Source organism: Paenibacillus mangrovi (assembly GCF_022898935.1).
Classification (GTDB): domain Bacteria; phylum Bacillota; class Bacilli; order Paenibacillales; family Paenibacillaceae; genus Paenibacillus_AQ; species Paenibacillus_AQ mangrovi.
Window position 1 is genome coordinate 659,756 of record NZ_JALIRP010000002.1, and the last position, 17,623, is coordinate 677,378.

Below are 17,623 nucleotides of genomic sequence, written 5' to 3' on the forward strand. Positions count from 1 at the left end.
TACTCAATAAGAGTGCTCCTTGCCATCCCGCCTTGCGGCGCCATTAGAGTTGCGAATTACGTTTGTTTTTGGAGAGAGAAACGGGTAGGGGGGTGTTACGGCCGCTCCGCTTCTTCCCCCTACCCGTTCTTTTGCTCGCCTTTGCTGCTGCCATTATGCCCTCGGTAATTACATGCCTTTATCTTGCCGCATTGGCTTTCGCCATGAACGCTTCGATCTCATCAACCGTCTTCAAAATGCCTTCCGAGAGCACTTCGCAGCCGTCTGCCGTGACAAGCACGTCGTCCTCGATGCGGATTCCAATGCCTTCTTCAGTGATGTAGATTCCCGGCTCCACGGTTAGCACCATACCCGGCTGCAGCTCTATGTTGTAATCGCCGACGTCATGCGTATCAAGTCCAAGGCCGTGGCTGACCCCGTGATAATAGAAGTTAGCCAACTCCTGATCGTTCCCGATCAAGCCGAGATCCTTGCACCCTTCGGCCAACACTTGTTTGGTGATTTCGTTCAAATTGGCGAACGGAATACCCGGCTTGATCGCCTTAATGACTTCCAGCTCCGCCTTTAGTACCAGATTGTAAATCGACTTCTGGCGCTCGCTGAACGTGCCGCTCACCGGTAACGTGCGTGTAATGTCCGCGTTGTAATGGTCGAATTCCGCACCGATGTCGATCAGCACAAGCTCGCCGTCTTGCACAACTTGTTCGTTATCTTCATAATGCAGCACGGTCGCGCGGGCGCCGCCAGCCACGATTGGGTCAAAAGCATAATGTTTCGAGCCCGACACGCGCAGGTTGAACGAGAAGTGCGCTTCTAGCTCCGCTTCGTTGATACCCGGACGCATATGAGACGCAATGCGCTCGATGCCGTCCTTCGTAATCTCGATGGCGCGCTTCATTTTCGCAATCTCCTCTTGTGATTTGAACATGCGCAGGCGGCTGACCAGCCGGTACAGATTATGCACCTCGAGTACCGGGTATTGCTCCCGCACCTTGCGCGCAAACAGCTCCGCCCGGCTCGGAAACTCATGAAACCCTCGGCGTTCGAGGTCGAAAGAAACGCTCTTGTAGTCATAGTTCGTCACGGCCGCATGGAAGAAACGACGGTTGTTTACAAAAAAGGTTTGTTCCACGTCTCCACACTCCCCCTGTCTTTAATATCCAAATATCACCACTATCTTATTATGAAAATGGACAAAAAAAAGACAAAAGTTTGGATATGAGAATTCATTCCTTGCTCTTCGCCCCGAAAACACCCCAAAAGTCCCCAATTATTTGACAATAAGTTTCATTGACAGTAAATGAAGGTTATTGATACACTTATTTCCATAAAAACATTTGGCCCAAATTATGAAAATGTTTTGGCTATCGAAAACTACAGAATAAGTTCGTTACTTTCACCCCATTATCCGTTCAAAAACCTTCAAGGATATGCCTCCACCTCAGAATATTACATGTTCTGCTTTCATTTTCGTACGATTGTCTCCAAAGAAATACAGCTCTTTTGGATGACTATGCCCAATTTTCGGTTTCGTCTTTCGAGCATCATGAACATTATTCCTTGAAATTATGGTGTATCTGGGAGAGATCATACCGGTCTCGCCTGTTTACATAAAAATCCGGGCGTGAAAACGCTGTCTTATGGAGGAGGGAATCTTCAGGCTCTGAATACGCAGTACAAATTTGGTAACGGAGTGTGAATCGTTCATGAAAAAACGAACATTACTTTCGACAGTTTGTGCATTGACAGTGACAACGACATTATTACAATCGGCAGCCTATGCGGCAGATACGGCGGCTCAGCCGGTTCCGTATAATGTCGTACTTGAAAGCGCCCCGGTTACCAGCTCTCCCGTATCCCAGAGGGACTTCGACGTACTGTACCGTGATTTGGACGGCATCCCGACGTCGGAAGGCTCCTGGGTTGGCGGCGTGGCCGCGATCGGGGAGACGGCTTTTGCAGTGGCTGCCCACCCGGATACGACGCCCTTTATCGGGGCCTCCTATTATGGCACCGGCCGCGTTCTGGTCGCGGGCGACGAAGCTTACTTCAAGCTGACGACAGATCAGGCCGATAAAAAGGGCATTCTTGCGCGTAACATCATGCACTGGATGACCGAAGGCCTGAGCAAAACATATGCCGATGCGCTGAACGGAAACGGGAGCATATCCCTCATCACGAAAACCGAAGACTTTGAAGTTCCGGTCGGCGTCCCTGTCAATGTCGTAAAAGTCGCCTCCTGGGCAGACAAAGATGCCAGCGGAAGCCCGCTCCTCGATCCGGCGAAAAACCCCGTCGCATACATCGATTACCAATATGTCAGTGAGGAAGAACGCCCTCTTCTTGAGGCGTACGTCCGGAACGGCGGAAGACTGATCGTGACGATCAAGGGCTGGGTGCTGGAGCAATTCGCTTATGTTTCATTGCCTGACGGCAGAGAAACGGCCTCGTTGAATAGCGATTATCCGATCCAAAGATTACTGAATACGTTCGGCTTGAGCTTGATGAACAGCGTCGCCTCGTCCCAAGGCGGAACGACGCCGATTCTCACGGCCGAGCTCTCGAACCATTACCATACCGTCAAGGTCATGACGGAGGCGAAAGCCGTCGAAGCGGGCACCCGCTCAATCGATGACGTGCAAATCGGCTTCCCCGGAGCGGACACCGCCATGAAGCTGAAGGTGCTGAGTGCGACGCTAAGCGGCACGTTCACGGCGCTTACACCCGTCAGCTCGATCTATGAGACGGTGCATACCGATTCGGCTGCCATCCAGCAGGATACGCTGCCGATCAATCCGATCGTCAAGCCGTACAGCGGCGCTTTACTCCCTGTCGTCCTTGATCGTATTTATAGAGACCCAAGCGGAACGAAGTCTCCGTTCGCGGATGCGTTCCCTGGCAAGGTGCCGGACGATGCCCCGGTCGTTAACGGCAAAACGATCGAGGTGGACTACAATTATTCCACATTCGATTATTTGCGTATGGGTTATCCTCCGCAAAATTGGATCAGCACCGGGCTATACGCGCCTGCAGGCAAAGAAATCACTGTCGAAGTTCCGGCCGGAACGGCCAACCTCGAGGTGCAAATCGGCGCCCATACGGACAGCCTGTCGAACCTTCCTTTGCAGCAGTGGGTTCGCGCGCCACTCATCACCCGCAAAATGCAGCTGAAGCCGGGAACCAATAAAATTGCAAATCCGTACGGCGGGCTAGTCTATATCATTCCGACAAAGCCGGATCCGGGCGTCAAAATTCAGGCCAAAATAAGCGGAGCTGTGAATGCCCCCTACTACATAATGGGACAAACGAACCTGGACGACTGGAAAAACACGATCCGGAACTATCCGGCTCCATGGGCAGAGCTAAATTCGGGCAGAGCGATCATTACGGTACCGACCGAATACGTCCGCAGCCTGGACAATCCGGACGAAGTGCTCAAGAAATGGAATGAAATGATCGACGGCATGGATCGTTTGGCTGGTCTGTCGCCGGATCAAGACGAGCCGCACCGCAGCCCGAATCTTTCGTTCCGCTATGTCGGAGACGCTGAGATCAGCGGGGGCTGGTTGCACGCGGGCTACCCGATTATGTTCCATGTGAACGGGAGCGCCATCGACGCCGTAACCGTTTACGGGATGGAAGGCCTGCAGGGCTGGGGCTGGTGGCACGAAACGGGTCATGAATATCAACAGCTGGCATGGACATGGGGAGCGGTCGTCGAAGCGACCGTCAATATTTACTCGTTGTACGCGCAGGAAATGTTCGGCAGCGGCTCGCGGCTTAACCTGCTCAATTCGAACGGCAAATCGATTTACGATCTGGCCTTCGACTTTATAAACAGCACCGATCCGAACAAAGATTTCAACAAAGACAAATACGATGGCACCAAAACGAACGATGTCTGGAACCGGCTGGTCATGTTCAAACAGCTTCAGCTCGCCTACGGTTGGGAGTTCTATACCAAGATGCACAAGCTTTATCGCGAAATCCCGGAAGGCAAGACGCTGATGGATGCGAGCGATCAGGAGAAGGTCGATTTGTTCGTCATTAAAGCGAGCGAAATCAGCGGCAACAATTTGCTGGAGTTTTTCGATAAATGGGCGCTGAAATATACGGATGCGGCGAAGCAAAAGGTGCTTGCCATGAATTTACCGAAGCCGGCGGTTCCTGTATGGACGCTGCGCGAAGCGCCGAACAAGCTTACCGGCATAACGCTCGACAAAACCGAGCTCGACTTGAATCTTGGCTCGAACAAATCGGCGCCCCTTACCGCGACTGTATCGTCTCTTCCCGACGCGGGAGATGTCCGGAAGGACGTCGTTTGGTTCACAAGCAACCCGAGTGTGGCGACCGTTGACAAGAACGGCGTCGTAACGGCCGTCGGCGAAGGAAAGGCGAAGATTACGGCTTCAACATGGGATGCAGCCTATAAAACAACGGCTCAAGTCGTTGTTGACAATGCGCCTCCTGTCATTACGTCGTCTACGGTGACGATGTCCGTTTATCAGACGGAGCCGCTACAAATCGGCTTTACAATTTCGGACGCGGGCAGCGGCGTGCAATCCTCGGAAGTCAAGCTGGACGGAGCGCTCGCCGGCAATCCGCTTGTGATCGAGCCGCTCACCCTTGCTCCTGGCGATCATGTCATTCAAGTCTTGGCGACGGATAAAGCGGGCAACCGAACCGAAAGCGAGTTTACGTTAAGCGTGACTCTGGATATCGATCATCTGGACAAGGTGCTGACGCTTGCCGGCGGCAAAGGCTGGATTACGAACGAAGGCGTGCTGAACAGCCTGCAGGCCAAAGTGAAGCAAATGCAGAAGCAGCAGCTTAACGGAAAAGAAGCTGCCGAATTGCTGAACGCGCTTGCGAACGAAGTGACAGCCCAGGCCGGCAGAAAGATCGTTCAGCCGTTCGCGGACCTGCTTCTGGCGGATATCGCATATCTGGCGGATAAAGCGTCGCATTAATTCGTTTCGAGCCTAAGAACTTCCCGCCCGGAAGTTCTTAGGCTTTTACTGTTCCGGGCCCGCTGAAGCTTGGAACGTTTCAGCGGCGGACAGAACCAAACGTACCGGAGGGAATGCATCCTCGTATTTACGCGCTGCCTGTTTGCTATCCCTGTCTTTCAGAAGCTGTCCGGACGGGAAAACAACAAACTGGAGCAAGTTCACAGTTCAGAATCCGAGCAAATGACGTTATAACAGGGTGATTAATTCAGTTCCGAGCTGGTGATAATAGGGAGCATTACATACTTTTTAAGTTGACTATGGATGGCAGGTTCATCTACAATAAAAAGATAAATTTACAAGATAGGTGAAGAAATAATGACAGCAACTAAAGATTACCGTATTTTGTTATATTATAAATTCGTTAACATTCCTGATCCAGAGCAGTTTACTGCAGAACACCTTCAATATTGCAAGGATCTCGGCGTCAAAGGACGCATTTTGATAGCATCGGAAGGCATTAACGGTACGCTGTCCGGAACGGTTGAGCAAACCGAAAAATACATGAACGACCTGAAGGCCAACCCGTTGTTTGCCGACACGGTGTTTAAGATCGACGAGTCCGAAGGACATGCGTTCAAGAAAATTTTCGTGCGTCATAAGCAGGAACTGGTTACATTCCGTTTCGAAGAGGAGATCGACCCGAATGTCATTGGCGGTAAGCATTTGTCTCCGGTAGAATGGCATGAAATGCTGCAGCGGAACGACGTTGTGGTCATCGACGGCCGCAACGATTACGAGTACGAAATCGGCCATTTCCGTGGTGCCATCCGTCCGGACGTGAAATCGTCCCGCGAGTTTCCGGAATGGATCCGTAATAACCTGGAACAGTACAAGGACAAAACGGTCCTTACTTACTGCACCGGAGGCGTCCGCTGCGAGAAATTGACCGGCTTCCTGATTAAGGAAGGCTTTCAGGACGTATCCCAGCTAGAGGGCGGCATCGTCACTTACGGTAAAGATCCGGAAGTAAAAGGCCATTTGTGGGATGGCAAATGTTATGTGTTCGACGAGCGAATCTCCGTGCCGATCAACCGTACCGAAGAAGATGTGGTCATCGCTAAATGCCATCACTGCGGCAAAACGGAAGACCGCTACATCAACTGCGCGAACCCTGTATGCAACAAGCAGCATGTTTGCTGCACCGATTGCGAAGAAGAACATCAATCCTTCTGCTCTGACGAGTGCAGAGAAGCTGTTATGGCTGTGAAGGCGTAAATATGAGAAGTTTGCTTTAAAAGAGCAGGCGGCTGTACTTTAGGAGCGTATGAGTCCTATGGTGCAGCCGCCTGTTTTTTGTGTTGATCGGAAAAAAAGCTGTGGCGCACTGGAGACGCTGCGAGATCAGACGATGCTCCCATCGCTGTTGTCTCCAGATTTTCATGAACTAATTTTTATAGGTGAAAATCCGGAGACAAAGGCGACCGCTGGCGCTTGTACGCATTCGTCTGCCCTCTCCGCTGGTTTTCTGCTGATTCATCAATTTAAACAAAAAGGATTATCTCCCCTCTGTTCGAAGATGGTTCATTACATCTGACAATTTAACATTTTCTCTTTCACTTCCAACTTTTCAGAGTCTCCCGTTTCTTCCTGGTGCAAGCATATTCATACTAAACTCTTCACGTCTGAAGGAATGTCCCTGTCGCCCTTTCCCGCTAGTTCATAACTACATCTACATAGCACATAGCACTAAAAAAGGCTGTATCAAAAGTGATTGCACCCCAACGGTTAGATACTACTAACACTTGGAGGCGCAACTCACTTGGGACAGCTTTTTTGGGTATTACTCCGATGTCTCTTCTTCCAGCAAAATGTCCAGCATCTGCTCGCGGTTGTTCATCATTTTCCGGGTAATAATGTAATGCTCCGTGTCCTCTAGCTCCACCTGGCGCATGCCGTTTTCGTCCAGCAGCCAGATCTCGGCATACGGGTAGGACATCAGGATCGGTGAATGCGTCGCGATTATAAATTGCGATTGCTTAGTGACCAGCTGATGCATGCGCGTCAGCATGGACAGCTGTTTCAGCGGAGATAGGGCGGCTTCCGGTTCGTCCATCAGATACAGTCCCCGACCTCCGAATCGGTGCATAAATGTTGCAAAGAAGGATTCGCCGTGAGACTGTTCATGAAGTGACTTACCGCCGTATGCATCTTTGATGGGAGGACCGAGGCTCCATTCTTGTGCATCTAATTCATCGATATTCGTCGCTACGTTATAGTAGCTTTCCGCACGGAAGAAAAAGCCGTCCTTCGGCCTCATCACGCCCCGGGCCAGCCGTAGATATTGATGCAGTTCTGAATGGGAAGCCTGTGTCTCGAAGGAAAAGTTCATCGTTCCGCCCTCGGGATTAAATCCCCAAGCGATCGCCATCGCTTCCAGCAGCGTCGACTTTCCCGAACCGTTCTCGCCGACAATAAACGTAACCGGTTTTTGAAAGGACAGACTATAGAAATCATGGACTGCCGGCAGGCTAAAGGGATAGGTTCGGAAGGAAGGAACCTCCTCCCTTTTCAGCATCATACTACGCAAATACAAAGAACGCGCGTCCAACAAGAGTAGATCAGCTCCTTTCATTTCGAGCCTTGTATACCCTAAATAAAAAGGCATCATCCTACCCATTATGGATGGAATGATACCCTTATTACAACTTGTCCGGTTAAAAATTACAGCAATTCCTTACGCAGCTGTTCTGCCGATTTAGGCGACAGCATGCCGAACGGAATATCGAATACCGTTTTGGCGCCTTTGTCTCCTTTTGCAGACAACTTCGCAGCCGCACGTGCATATGCTACCAGCACGCTGGCAGTAAACTCGGGATTGCTGTCCAGCTTCAGACCGAATTCGATGATTTGAGTGCTGTTCTCGCCAGTACGTCCGCTGCGCAGCACGGTACCGCCGTGAGGCATAGCTGAATGATTGGCTTTCAGCTCTTCTTCGCTGATGAAGTTCACGGTTGTGTCATAGTCAGAGAAGTAGTTCGGCATTTCTTTGATTTCTTTTTCGATGCGGGCTTGATCCGCGCCTTCTTCGGCAACAACGAAGCATTCACGCAGATGCTTTTGACGGGTAGTCAGCTCCGGATTTTCTCCGGCACGTACTTTGGCAACCGCATCTTCCACCGGGATGGTGTACTGCACGCCATTTTTTACGCCTTCGACACGGCGGATCGCATCAGAGTGTCCTTGGCTCACGCCGCGGCCCCAGAAAGTGTATTCTTTGCCTTCAGGCAAAATGGCTTCAGCAAGCATCCGGTTCAGCGAGAAGAGACCTGGATCCCAGCCCGTAGAGATGACGCTGACATGTCCGGCAGCCGCCGCTTCGGCATCCACCGTCGCAAAATATTCAGGAATACGCGCATGCGTATCAAAGCTGTCAACCGTGTTGAACATTTTAGCCAAAGCAGGGCCTTGTTCAGGCAAATCCGTTGCGGAACCGCCGCACAAAATCATTACATCGATTTTACCGATGTATTTTTCCGCTTCCGAAATATGTACAACCGGTACGCCAGCCTCTACGCCCTTCGGCTCACGACGGGTAAAGATCGCTTCAAGCTGCAGGTCCGGGTTTTGCCGGATCGCTTTTTCTACGCCTCTTCCCAAATTTCCGTAGCCCACAATACCAACCGTAATTTGTTTCATAAAGTCCTCCCAAAACCACCAATATAGTGTCATTTTTCTCATTCTTACTGTTCTCTATTATAAACAGATTTAAGGATACATGTCATCCGATGTGAGGAAAAGCACAAACTTTCTGTATAAAAATACAGGGACTAAAAAGCCCCTGTACCTCCTTCTACGCCACCATCGCCTCCTCCACCACTGTAGCTGCTGTCCGAGCTTCCTGAAGAACTCGAAGGAGTGAAGCTGAGATGATTTTGCGTGTACTGCATGGACGTTAATATATCGGTGCTAAACAGAAGCGGTATGGCCGCAGCGTTGGTCGCCGTACCGTTCTGCTTTTGAGAGTTCAGACGTTGAACATATTTCGGAATGACACCAAGCAGGACCGCATGCTCCGCATCCCGCTCCATTTGAGCCGCATCCGCATCGGATGTGCCCGGGTCTTTACGGAGCTCTTTTCTCCAATTTTTAAGCGCATAACGGTACTGCTGCGTTTTCCAGGATAGACGGTATCTCGGAAGCACAGCGGCGAACAGTGCAGAACAAATCACGAGCACCAAATAGCCTCCCGAGCTTTCTTCATGAACGATCTGGCTTCCGATTACAAAACAGGCCGCATGGTAGAGAAGAATCCACAGCTTGGATTTGTATTTGATACAAGTCAGCAGCCCTCCGGCTCCCAGTAAAATCGCAATCAGAACGATACTTAAACGGGATGCGGCATCCGCATAGTACAGATACAGCAATAAAATATAATGGATGATGACCATAAATGGAACCAACCATTTGAGCAGTGTATTCGCTCTGACCTCATCCGCATACGGCTCCGTAACGCCAAGAATATTTCTCCATTCCTTGAATTGTTCCGCATGCTTTAGCGAATTTTTGCGGTATTTCGCAATCAGCTGGTCATTCTCCTTTTCTTTAAACGTAGGTCCCGCGAGCGAGTCCATCAGGAATACCTTCACTCCGTTTTTCTCTTCGAACAACCAGTCGATCAGCTGGCGGTCAGCCGCGTTCAGCTGCTCTACGTTGCCTTGAAAAGTGAACAGAAGTGTTGTATCCGGAGCAGTCGGCTCTTCCAGAAAACGTGAGGATGCCTGCACCTCCTTGACCGTAACAAATCCTCGGCTGCGCAGGGACAAAAGCCCTGCAATCAATTCCTTTTGCGTCAGCTTGCTTTTCCGGAAAATATACGTTTTCATCAGCGGGTCCAGCTGCTCCAGCTCTTCCTTGGAAACCTGGCCGCGGCTTACCCATGCCGATATTCTTTTCCAGGAAAGCAAATACAAAACGGCTCCTAGAAGGAAAACAACCAGCAGGACGTTAATGATCTTATCGACAGCCTGCATTCTTCCTTCGCGTAGCTTCAGCTGGTCTTCCCGCTTCTGTTCAGCCGTCAGCATCTGTTTGAGAGAGTCATCCTTCTGGCTGACTTTCATCTGGGACAGCTGGTCCTGCGGGAAAAGCAGCAGCATCTCGGCGTCTCCGAATTCGGACAGCTTTTCGTTCTCATAATGAACCGCGGGTTCGCCGCTGGTCGCAATCGTTCCTCCGGTACGGTCATGCAGGAAGGCATGTACATCAGCTTTGTTATAGCTTGAAGGCAGAAACACATCCACATTCACATGGTGAATATCCTGGTTGCTATTCTCAAAGAAGCTGTAGTCCAGCTTGCCCACATCGCTGTATCTGACGGCAGCCTGATCGATGCGGTAGCGGTAATAAACCTGCTTCACTTCATCCTTACCGCCGCTGTATGTATAATACGTACCATTATCTTCATCCCATTCCACGTTCAAGCGCTCCAGATTTTCATAAGAGAACTCGCCCAGCTTCTTTCCTTGGGGCGGATTATAGGCCTCGAAAAACTCGATTCCCTTATGTTCGCCCTGATCGATGTATCTGGTCGTCCCTTCAAAGCTGCCTTTGAACGTGTACGTGAATAGCTCCTCTACATATAGATCCCCATCGGGCATGACGTAAGCTCTCGTATCCACTTGATCCATGGAGAAGCTCTTTTTGTCGCCACAGCCTGTCATGAGCAATACAAAAACAAGAATTACGGTCGTAAGCATCCATTTCTTCATCCACTCACTCCTATCCCGGTACTGTTGCTTTTTTCTCTGCTTACCGGGTGTTTTCTTTTTATATTAACAAAAGTTGCCTATAGCGGAGCAAGAGGATATGGAACCAAAATGCGGGAAGTATCCGGCCTTCAGTATCTTCGTAAAAATAGAAGCCCCAACACACGGCATACATTCCAATGCACGGTGAAGGGGCGCGGTCTCACGCTTATTCTACGGATTGATTCATGACGATACGACGGATCTGTTCCAGCGGAACTTTAGGCACTCGGTCATAGGTGAGCAGTCCGTTAATCTCCTGCTCCACATCGGTCAGCTGTGTGTAGCAGAAGCCTTGGATAACCGGCGAACGGTGAAGCGGACCGATGACAGCCTGCAATCGCTTCAGGTAATCCTCCTCGTTTTCGGCACCGGAATACCCCCAGCCGTCCCATTCGCTCTTTTTGTAGGCGATGCCTCCAAATTCCGTGATCAGGACGGGCTGCCCTTCATATTGGCCTCCACCGACGAAAACATGGCGGTTTGCCGGCATCGCCGCAAGCGTGCTGCTGAGATCACGGTACCGCTCGGACAGGATCTGTTCCTGCCATTCATAATCATGAATCGCTACGATATCGGTTGTGATCATCTCCCAGCCGTCATTAAAAATAACAGGACGCGTCTGGTCAAGGGACTTGACCATATGATACATCGCCAGACCGTGATGCTGCTGGAACGTATCATGCTGAATGTTGGGAACGCCCCAGCTTTCATTAAGTGGTACCCAGGCGATAATGGAGGGATGGTTATAATCCCGCTCGATGACTTCCTGCCACTCGCGGGTGAAGCGCTGCACATAAGCTTCTGAGTAATCACAGGCGTTGGCCGATTCTCCCCATACCAGAAGTCCCTTCCGGTCCGCCCAATAGAGAAAGCGGGGATCCTCCATCTTCTGATGCTTGCGTACACCATTAAAGCCCATCTCTTTGGTGAGATCAATATCGCGGATCAGCAATTCGTCTGCAGGGGCCGTCAACAGACTTTCAGGCCAGTAGCCCTGATCGAGCACAAGCCGCAGCTCATACGGCCTGTTGTTCAGGCATAGCTTGCCGCTTTCGATGGATACCTTGCGCATGCCGAAGTAACTCATGACTTCATCGGTCACACGGCCGTCTTTAGTCACTTTAAAGGAAACATCATACAAGTTCGGGCGCTCCGGCGACCACCAGCGGTCCGCCCCATGTTGGTTGAAGGTGTTCAGCGCTATGCTCCTCGTCTCTTCCCTTCCTGTCACCTTGAACGTATCTTCCTTCACCAGACTGCCGCCATAGCTAATGTTCACTTGGACTTGAACGCTACTGTCAGCAGGAACGGACGAGAAGAACATCTGCATCCGGATTTCATCACGGTCCAGATCCGGCGTGAATTTGACCTTGCGGATATGGACGGCATCCACCGCCTCCAGCCAAACCGTCTGCCAGATCCCCGTTGTACGGGTATAGAAAATGCCGGCAGAGTTTTCTTCCCAGAACTGCTTGCCGCGTGGTAGCGTCACGTCCCGGCTGTAGTCCTCTGCGCGTACTGTAATGATATTGTCCTGAACTGCGAGCAGATCGGTAATGTCCGCCGAGAACGGCGTATGTCCTCCTTCATGCATTGCGGCAACCTGACCGTTCACCCACACCTTCGCGGAATAATCGACGGAGCCGAAATGGAGAATCACTCGTTTTCCGCCCCAGGCCGCCGGGAGCTGGACGTGTCTACTGTACCAGACCAGATCATGAAAGCCAGGGTCCCCAATGCCGCTCAGCTTGCTCTGAAACGTGTACGGCACCATGATGCTCCGTTCAAAATGCTTGTCACTCTTATACCACTGACCGGCATCGCCCCTGCGTTCATCGTCAAAAGCAAAGCTCCACGCTCCATTCAAATTCATCCATTCTTTCCGCTGCCACTGCGGCCGCGGATATTCGGGTCTTGGAACCGTATTCGTCATCACAAAAACTCCTTCTTTCGGTTTGTGAAGTGATCGTTCCCTCTGCAAAAATCTCTGCTATATCTCTTTGCCACAGGTAGAGGCAATTCCTTTAATAATCTACTTTCGAAAAATCAAAAAGCCGCTCTCCCGCGGCATTTTGCATCCGATGAATCCATCAGGTAAAATGATCGGTGATAGCGGCTATCGTATTTTATGGCCGGCTCAGCTTCTCAACCGGATCAAAGCCGGTGGACGCATCGAACTGGATATGATGCTCAAAATGCGTCAAAAGCTGTGGACCTGCCTCCTGATCCAAATTAACTTTGGACAGTGCATTCCGTTCGAAACGAATGGACAATACCGTTACATACTCCTCCTGCCCGGTTTCCAGGTTAGCCTTCGTATCTCTGGCATGGATGAGAACGGTCGTAAGCGGCAGCAGTGCGAACAGTTCACGGGCAATCCGCAGCACAGAGCCGCACACGTATTTCCGCTCAAGTTCATGATATTCCTCTTTGCTTAAGCGGCTTCGCGACAGAACGCCATCCTCCGTTAATGCCCTGGACTCATGTGGAATAATCTCGCCGGAATTTACATCCAGCTCGACTTCCACAGCCTCTGCGCTGAGAACAGTATATTCCAGTCCGCTACCCAAGGCCAGCAGATCCTCAAGAGGCGCAATTTCCTCCAGAACCCGAAGATATACTGTCCGGTTCCCTTCTAGGATGTTCATAGCAAAATCCGTGAGGCTTTTCCACTCCAAGTATTCCTGCTGGTCCTTCTCCCTTGCCAAAGCAATCTGGTCCTGAAGTTCCTGCTTCACCGCAGCATCCTGCTTTAGCAGCTTCTGCATCCGGGTCGGCTTATAATCCGCGAGGCCTGCTTCAGCCAGCTTTTCATGCGGCCCGCTCTCTCCCCTCCGGAAAGGCGGCGCTGAAGCAGCAAGTCGCTCCCAGTCAACCGACTCTCCGCATATCTGATGAATGGTTTCGATCCATTCCAATTGGTTCTTGTACCATTCGATCTCAAAGGCCGATTTGTCCGTATCGCTCCAGTCGGCCTGCAGCTTCTGTCTCGAGTTCTTTTTCGCGATCAGCTCCTGCCGTTTCAGGCAAGCATCGCTATGGATTTTCCGCGAAAGAAAAGGCTGCATGAACGTAAACCCTGCTACTACTCCCGTGACAGCCTGCCCCGTAAAAACCGGTGGAGCTGCGGACAACTGCTGTCCTTCATCACTTTCAATGGAACCTCCACCATTGCCATGGCTGCTCAGCCTTGGCCATATGTATGATTTCAAGCCATCATTGGATCTATATCCCATATCACTCTTCTCCTCATATCAAAATCCATGAATTGATCACAGATCATAGGTCAAATAGACTAGAGTTATGTAGCTACATTTCGCCATCCCCTCCGAAAATCCTTCATAAATCCTTAAAAGGATAAAGAAATCATGGGCCAATAGCCAAAAAGAGGAAAAATCCTATGTTTTTACAAGGATTTTCCCCCTTCTGTTATATTCCGTATTCCAGTGTATTCCCTATTCTCCTTTACAGTGTAAGAAGTTCGCGGATTTCCTGTTCCGTAAGTGCGGTCTGCACCTCCTCGCCAGGCTCCATCACTTCACGGATCAAATCTTTTTTCCGCTGCTGAAGATCCAGCATCTTCTCCTCAACGGTTCCTTTGGTGACCAGGCGGATGACCTGAACGACATTCTTCTGCCCCATCCGGTGGGCACGTCCCGCGGCCTGTTCCTCTACCGCCGGATTCCACCATAGATCATATAAGATCACCGTGTCCGCTCCGGTCAGATTAAGCCCCGTACCTCCGGCTTTCAGCGAGATGAGGAATACGTCATGCTCCCCGCCGTTAAAGCGCGCACAGATGTCCACCCTTTCTTTAGCCGGCGTCTGTCCATCCAGATAAAAGACCGGAATCCCCAGCTTCCCGAGCTCGCTGCGAATCATGCGCAGCATGCTGGTAAACTGGGAGAAAATCAGAATCCGTCTTCCGCTATCCAAGCAATCCTGAGCCACTTCAAGCAGCTGCTGCAGCTTCCCCGATTCGCCCTCATAGCCGTCCACAAACAAGGCGGGATGGCAGCACAACTGGCGCAGCCGGGTGATCCCAGCCAATATTTTCATCCGGCTCCGCTGGAAGCCTTCGAATTCAAGATCACGGATCGTTTCTTCCTTGAATTCCTCGAGATAAGCGGCATACAGCTTCTTCTGTTCCCGGCTTAGCTCGGACTGCTGCACGGTTTCGATCCGCTCAGGCAGCTCTTCCAGCACATCCGCGCGCAGCCTGCGCAGGATAAAGGGCTGCACAATCCGCGCAATGCGATCGCGGGAGAGTCCGCGGAAATTTTTCAGCCCGTCAAAAAGCCCCGGGAAGACGGCGTCAAAAATCGACCATAGCTCGTCAACCGAATTTTCGATTGGTGTTCCAGTCAGCGCGAATCTACGCCCTGTCGTAATTTCCCGCACTGCCTGTGCGGTCTGGGTCGAAGAGTTCTTAATGGCTTGGGCCTCGTCCAAGATTAAGGTGCTAAACGCCATCTCCCTGTAGATCCGGATATCCTTGCGCAGCGAAGGATAAGACGTAATAATGACGTCCGCATCAAGATCAGGAACATTGTCTTCCTCTGCTGCTTCAGACCCGTTCTCGGCCTCCGCCATGCGCAGAAGCATATCGCTCCGTTCCTTCCTCCCTCCCAGAGCCACTTGGACCTTGAGCGATGGAGCAAACCGATGGAATTCATTTTCCCAGTTATAGACAAGCGAAGCCGGGGCGACGATCAGTACAGGCTGACGAACCGTCTGCTCACGGACTTCAGACAGAATAAAAGCGATGCTCTGCAGCGTTTTGCCGAGCCCCATATCATCGGCCAGAATGCCACCAAAGCGGTAAGACCCAAGCGTTTTCAGCCACTGGAAGCCTTCCTTCTGATAATCCCGCAGTACATGGGAAAGCTCGGCTGGAACCGCAAATTCCCCATGCCCCGGACGCAGCATATGATCCAGTAAACCGCGCAGAGATCTGCCGAGCTGAAGGCTGCCGCCGTCCCGGCCCCTAAGCTGGAGCCCTCTGAATACCGGAAGCTGCATGCGGCTTCCCGTGACGTCTACCTTTTTCATGCCCAGCTCATCATACAGCTCGCCGAACAGCTGAAAAGCATCTCCCTCAAGCGAAAGATATGAGCCTTCGGGCAGCCGGTAATATTTCTTTTTCTCAACGATGCTCAGCAGAATCTTGCGGATTTCCTTATCGCTGATCCCGTCCAGCTCAAAGCTGATTTCCAGCCAATTAGTCGTTTGGTCGGTATCCGCCTTGATTTTGGGTGCTTTGCGCCCCGTATGCATCATCTGCTTGACTCCATCCGTAGCGTAGACCTCCACCCAGGAATCAAGACGCGGCAGCAGATGGAACAGCACGTCATATACGCTGTCCTCCTCCGACAGATATAGGGACCATTCCTTATCGAGCCGGATAAAATCGCCCAAGTTCAGTACATCCAGCAGCTTCTTCTCCTTCTCCGTATCTCTGACCAGGATCAGGTCGCTATCCTTGCGTGCTTCCCAATCGTCGGCAAGGGCATCTATGACAATGCCTCCGTATACAAATTCAACCCGGGCATAGAGAGCCGTTTCATCCCGGTCAAGATAGAGCTTCGCAGACAGCTTGGGCTGAACGATCCGATCACGAATGGCGGAATCCACCGATACGCTGCCGATTTTGCGGAGCCCGGGAACGACCCTTTCTATCAGCGCATCCATTTGATGCGGAGACACCTGGATCTTCATATGATCATGACGGTACAGCAGCGACTTCATCTCGGACAGCAGATACAGCTCAGCTTCCGGCAGAAGATATATTTTACCTTCCAAAACGGCGCAGCCGTAGGCATTCATCACCATGACCCTTTTCAATCCCCGAATTTCCAAGCCGTAAGCGTTGCCGCTCCCGCTGCTAATATCAAACGAGACAGGCAGCCTGTCCTCCGATGCTTCCATAAGAGCCGATTCGCCGAAATCCTTCTCCAGCAGCGCTCCCGCGGCAGTCAATCGGGGCAGGAGCGAATCCCAGGCCAGGGGAGGTACGGTCAACAGACGTTGATTTCCTGAAGTGGAGAAGCCGGCATAGAATCTCCCTGTTTCGTCATAAGCAAACTCACTGCCTGCTATGCGCAGCAGGTGCTCGATGACCGCCCAGTCCTCATCCCGGAAGGTATGCAGGCTTGGATCGTAAGTAAACAGCTTGGTAAAAGGCAGCGGCTTTCCTTCTTCGATATGAAGCAGCAGCTGCCGGATGTTCTGCACGACATACAACCGCTTCAGTCCGACCTTCATTTCAATCCGAAATTTCGGGTCCGGTTGGAATTCATCTGTAATTTTGCATACGAATTCGACGCTGAGCGTTTCCTTTAGCGCATTGGCAAGCCGCTGTCCCGCTCTTACACGGCCCTGGTCGGCAGCCTTGTCGAACAGCTCGATCAAACCGCCTGTCAGCCGGATATCGCGGGATGTAACTCCGGGCGTTGGCAGGGGCACCACCTCGCCTCTGCGCCGGTCCACCGCTTCCACGCCGTTTTTTTCCTCCTCCAGCATGTAGATCAGCACAGCCGCGATATGCTTGCAGTACGGATAATATCCACCGTAAGCTGCACATTCGCATTCCGCGCTGAAGTCCGATCCATCAATATCGATATGCACGTAAAAGACTTCATGGTCCTGCACGACAGCCCTCTGGCAGCGGTCCTCGTCATCTCGCTCCACCACCATCACCTGTCCCTGCTCCACCATCGTCTCTCCGCGTTTAAAGCCTGTGACGCCGCACAGGGTCCTGATTCGCTCTGGGGTAAAAGCCAGCATAATTGAATTAATCCTTTCCGAAAAACCATATTTTCATCTTTTCAATATACCATAAAAAGAACGAAAAATGCGAAAAAC

Annotated in this window: 11 protein-coding genes; 3 read left to right on the forward strand and 8 right to left on the reverse strand. The window is 51.3% G+C overall.

Annotated elements, in window-relative coordinates; all coding sequences use genetic code 11:
* Positions 1-178: 178 nt before the first annotated feature.
* Complete coding sequence (locus MUG84_RS07620) at positions 179-991, reverse strand: M24B family metallopeptidase (RefSeq protein WP_244722844.1); 813 nt, start codon at positions 989-991, stop codon at positions 179-181.
* 715 nt (positions 992-1,706) lie between these two features.
* On the opposite strand from MUG84_RS07620, the gene MUG84_RS07625 reads away from it, so the two are divergent.
* Positions 1,707-4,970, forward strand: coding sequence for a M60 family metallopeptidase (locus MUG84_RS07625; RefSeq protein ID WP_244722866.1), 3,264 nt, complete (start codon positions 1,707-1,709; stop codon positions 4,968-4,970).
* Between the two features lie 45 nt (positions 4,971-5,015).
* Here the strand turns inward: MUG84_RS07625 and MUG84_RS07630 are convergent, their stop codons facing one another.
* A complete protein-coding gene (locus MUG84_RS07630; RefSeq protein ID WP_244722868.1) occupies positions 5,016-5,174 on the reverse strand; it encodes a hypothetical protein in 159 nt (52 codons plus the stop codon).
* 153 nt (positions 5,175-5,327) lie between these two features.
* Between MUG84_RS07630 and trhO the strand changes: the two genes are divergently transcribed.
* Together trhO and MUG84_RS07640 are read left to right on the forward strand one after the other, a co-directional pair.
* Complete coding sequence (trhO, locus tag MUG84_RS07635) at positions 5,328-6,227, forward strand: oxygen-dependent tRNA uridine(34) hydroxylase TrhO (protein ID WP_244722870.1); 900 nt, start codon at positions 5,328-5,330, stop codon at positions 6,225-6,227.
* A gap of 58 nt (positions 6,228-6,285) precedes the next feature.
* Entirely contained in the window at positions 6,286-6,546 is a 261-nt protein-coding gene (locus MUG84_RS07640) for a hypothetical protein (RefSeq protein WP_244722872.1), read from the forward strand.
* A gap of 246 nt (positions 6,547-6,792) precedes the next feature.
* Here the strand turns inward: MUG84_RS07640 and MUG84_RS07645 are convergent, their stop codons facing one another.
* From MUG84_RS07645 to MUG84_RS07670, 6 genes are all read right to left on the reverse strand, one after another.
* Positions 6,793-7,530, reverse strand: a complete 738-nt coding sequence (locus tag MUG84_RS07645; RefSeq protein ID WP_425313180.1) for an AAA family ATPase — start codon at positions 7,528-7,530, stop codon at positions 6,793-6,795.
* A gap of 143 nt (positions 7,531-7,673) precedes the next feature.
* Positions 7,674-8,648, reverse strand: a complete 975-nt coding sequence (locus MUG84_RS07650) for a diaminopimelate dehydrogenase (protein WP_244722874.1) — start codon at positions 8,646-8,648, stop codon at positions 7,674-7,676.
* A gap of 131 nt (positions 8,649-8,779) precedes the next feature.
* The gene (locus tag MUG84_RS07655; protein WP_244722875.1) at positions 8,780-10,720 is read right to left on the reverse strand and encodes a DUF2207 domain-containing protein; all 1,941 of its coding nucleotides are present in this window, start codon (positions 10,718-10,720) and stop codon (positions 8,780-8,782) included.
* A 205-nt stretch (positions 10,721-10,925) separates the two neighbouring features.
* Positions 10,926-12,692 carry a glycoside hydrolase family 2 protein gene (locus tag MUG84_RS07660; protein ID WP_244722876.1) on the reverse strand — a complete coding sequence of 589 codons (1,767 nt, stop codon included), beginning with the start codon at positions 12,690-12,692 and terminating at the stop codon, positions 10,926-10,928.
* A 193-nt stretch (positions 12,693-12,885) separates the two neighbouring features.
* On the reverse strand, positions 12,886-13,995 hold the full coding sequence (locus MUG84_RS07665) for a hypothetical protein (RefSeq protein ID WP_244722878.1): 1,110 nt from the start codon (positions 13,993-13,995) through the stop codon (positions 12,886-12,888).
* Between the two features lie 229 nt (positions 13,996-14,224).
* Positions 14,225-17,545: a DEAD/DEAH box helicase gene (locus tag MUG84_RS07670; protein WP_244722880.1), complete on the reverse strand. Its 3,321-nt coding sequence runs from the start codon at positions 17,543-17,545 to the stop codon at positions 14,225-14,227.
* Positions 17,546-17,623 lie beyond the last annotated feature (78 nt).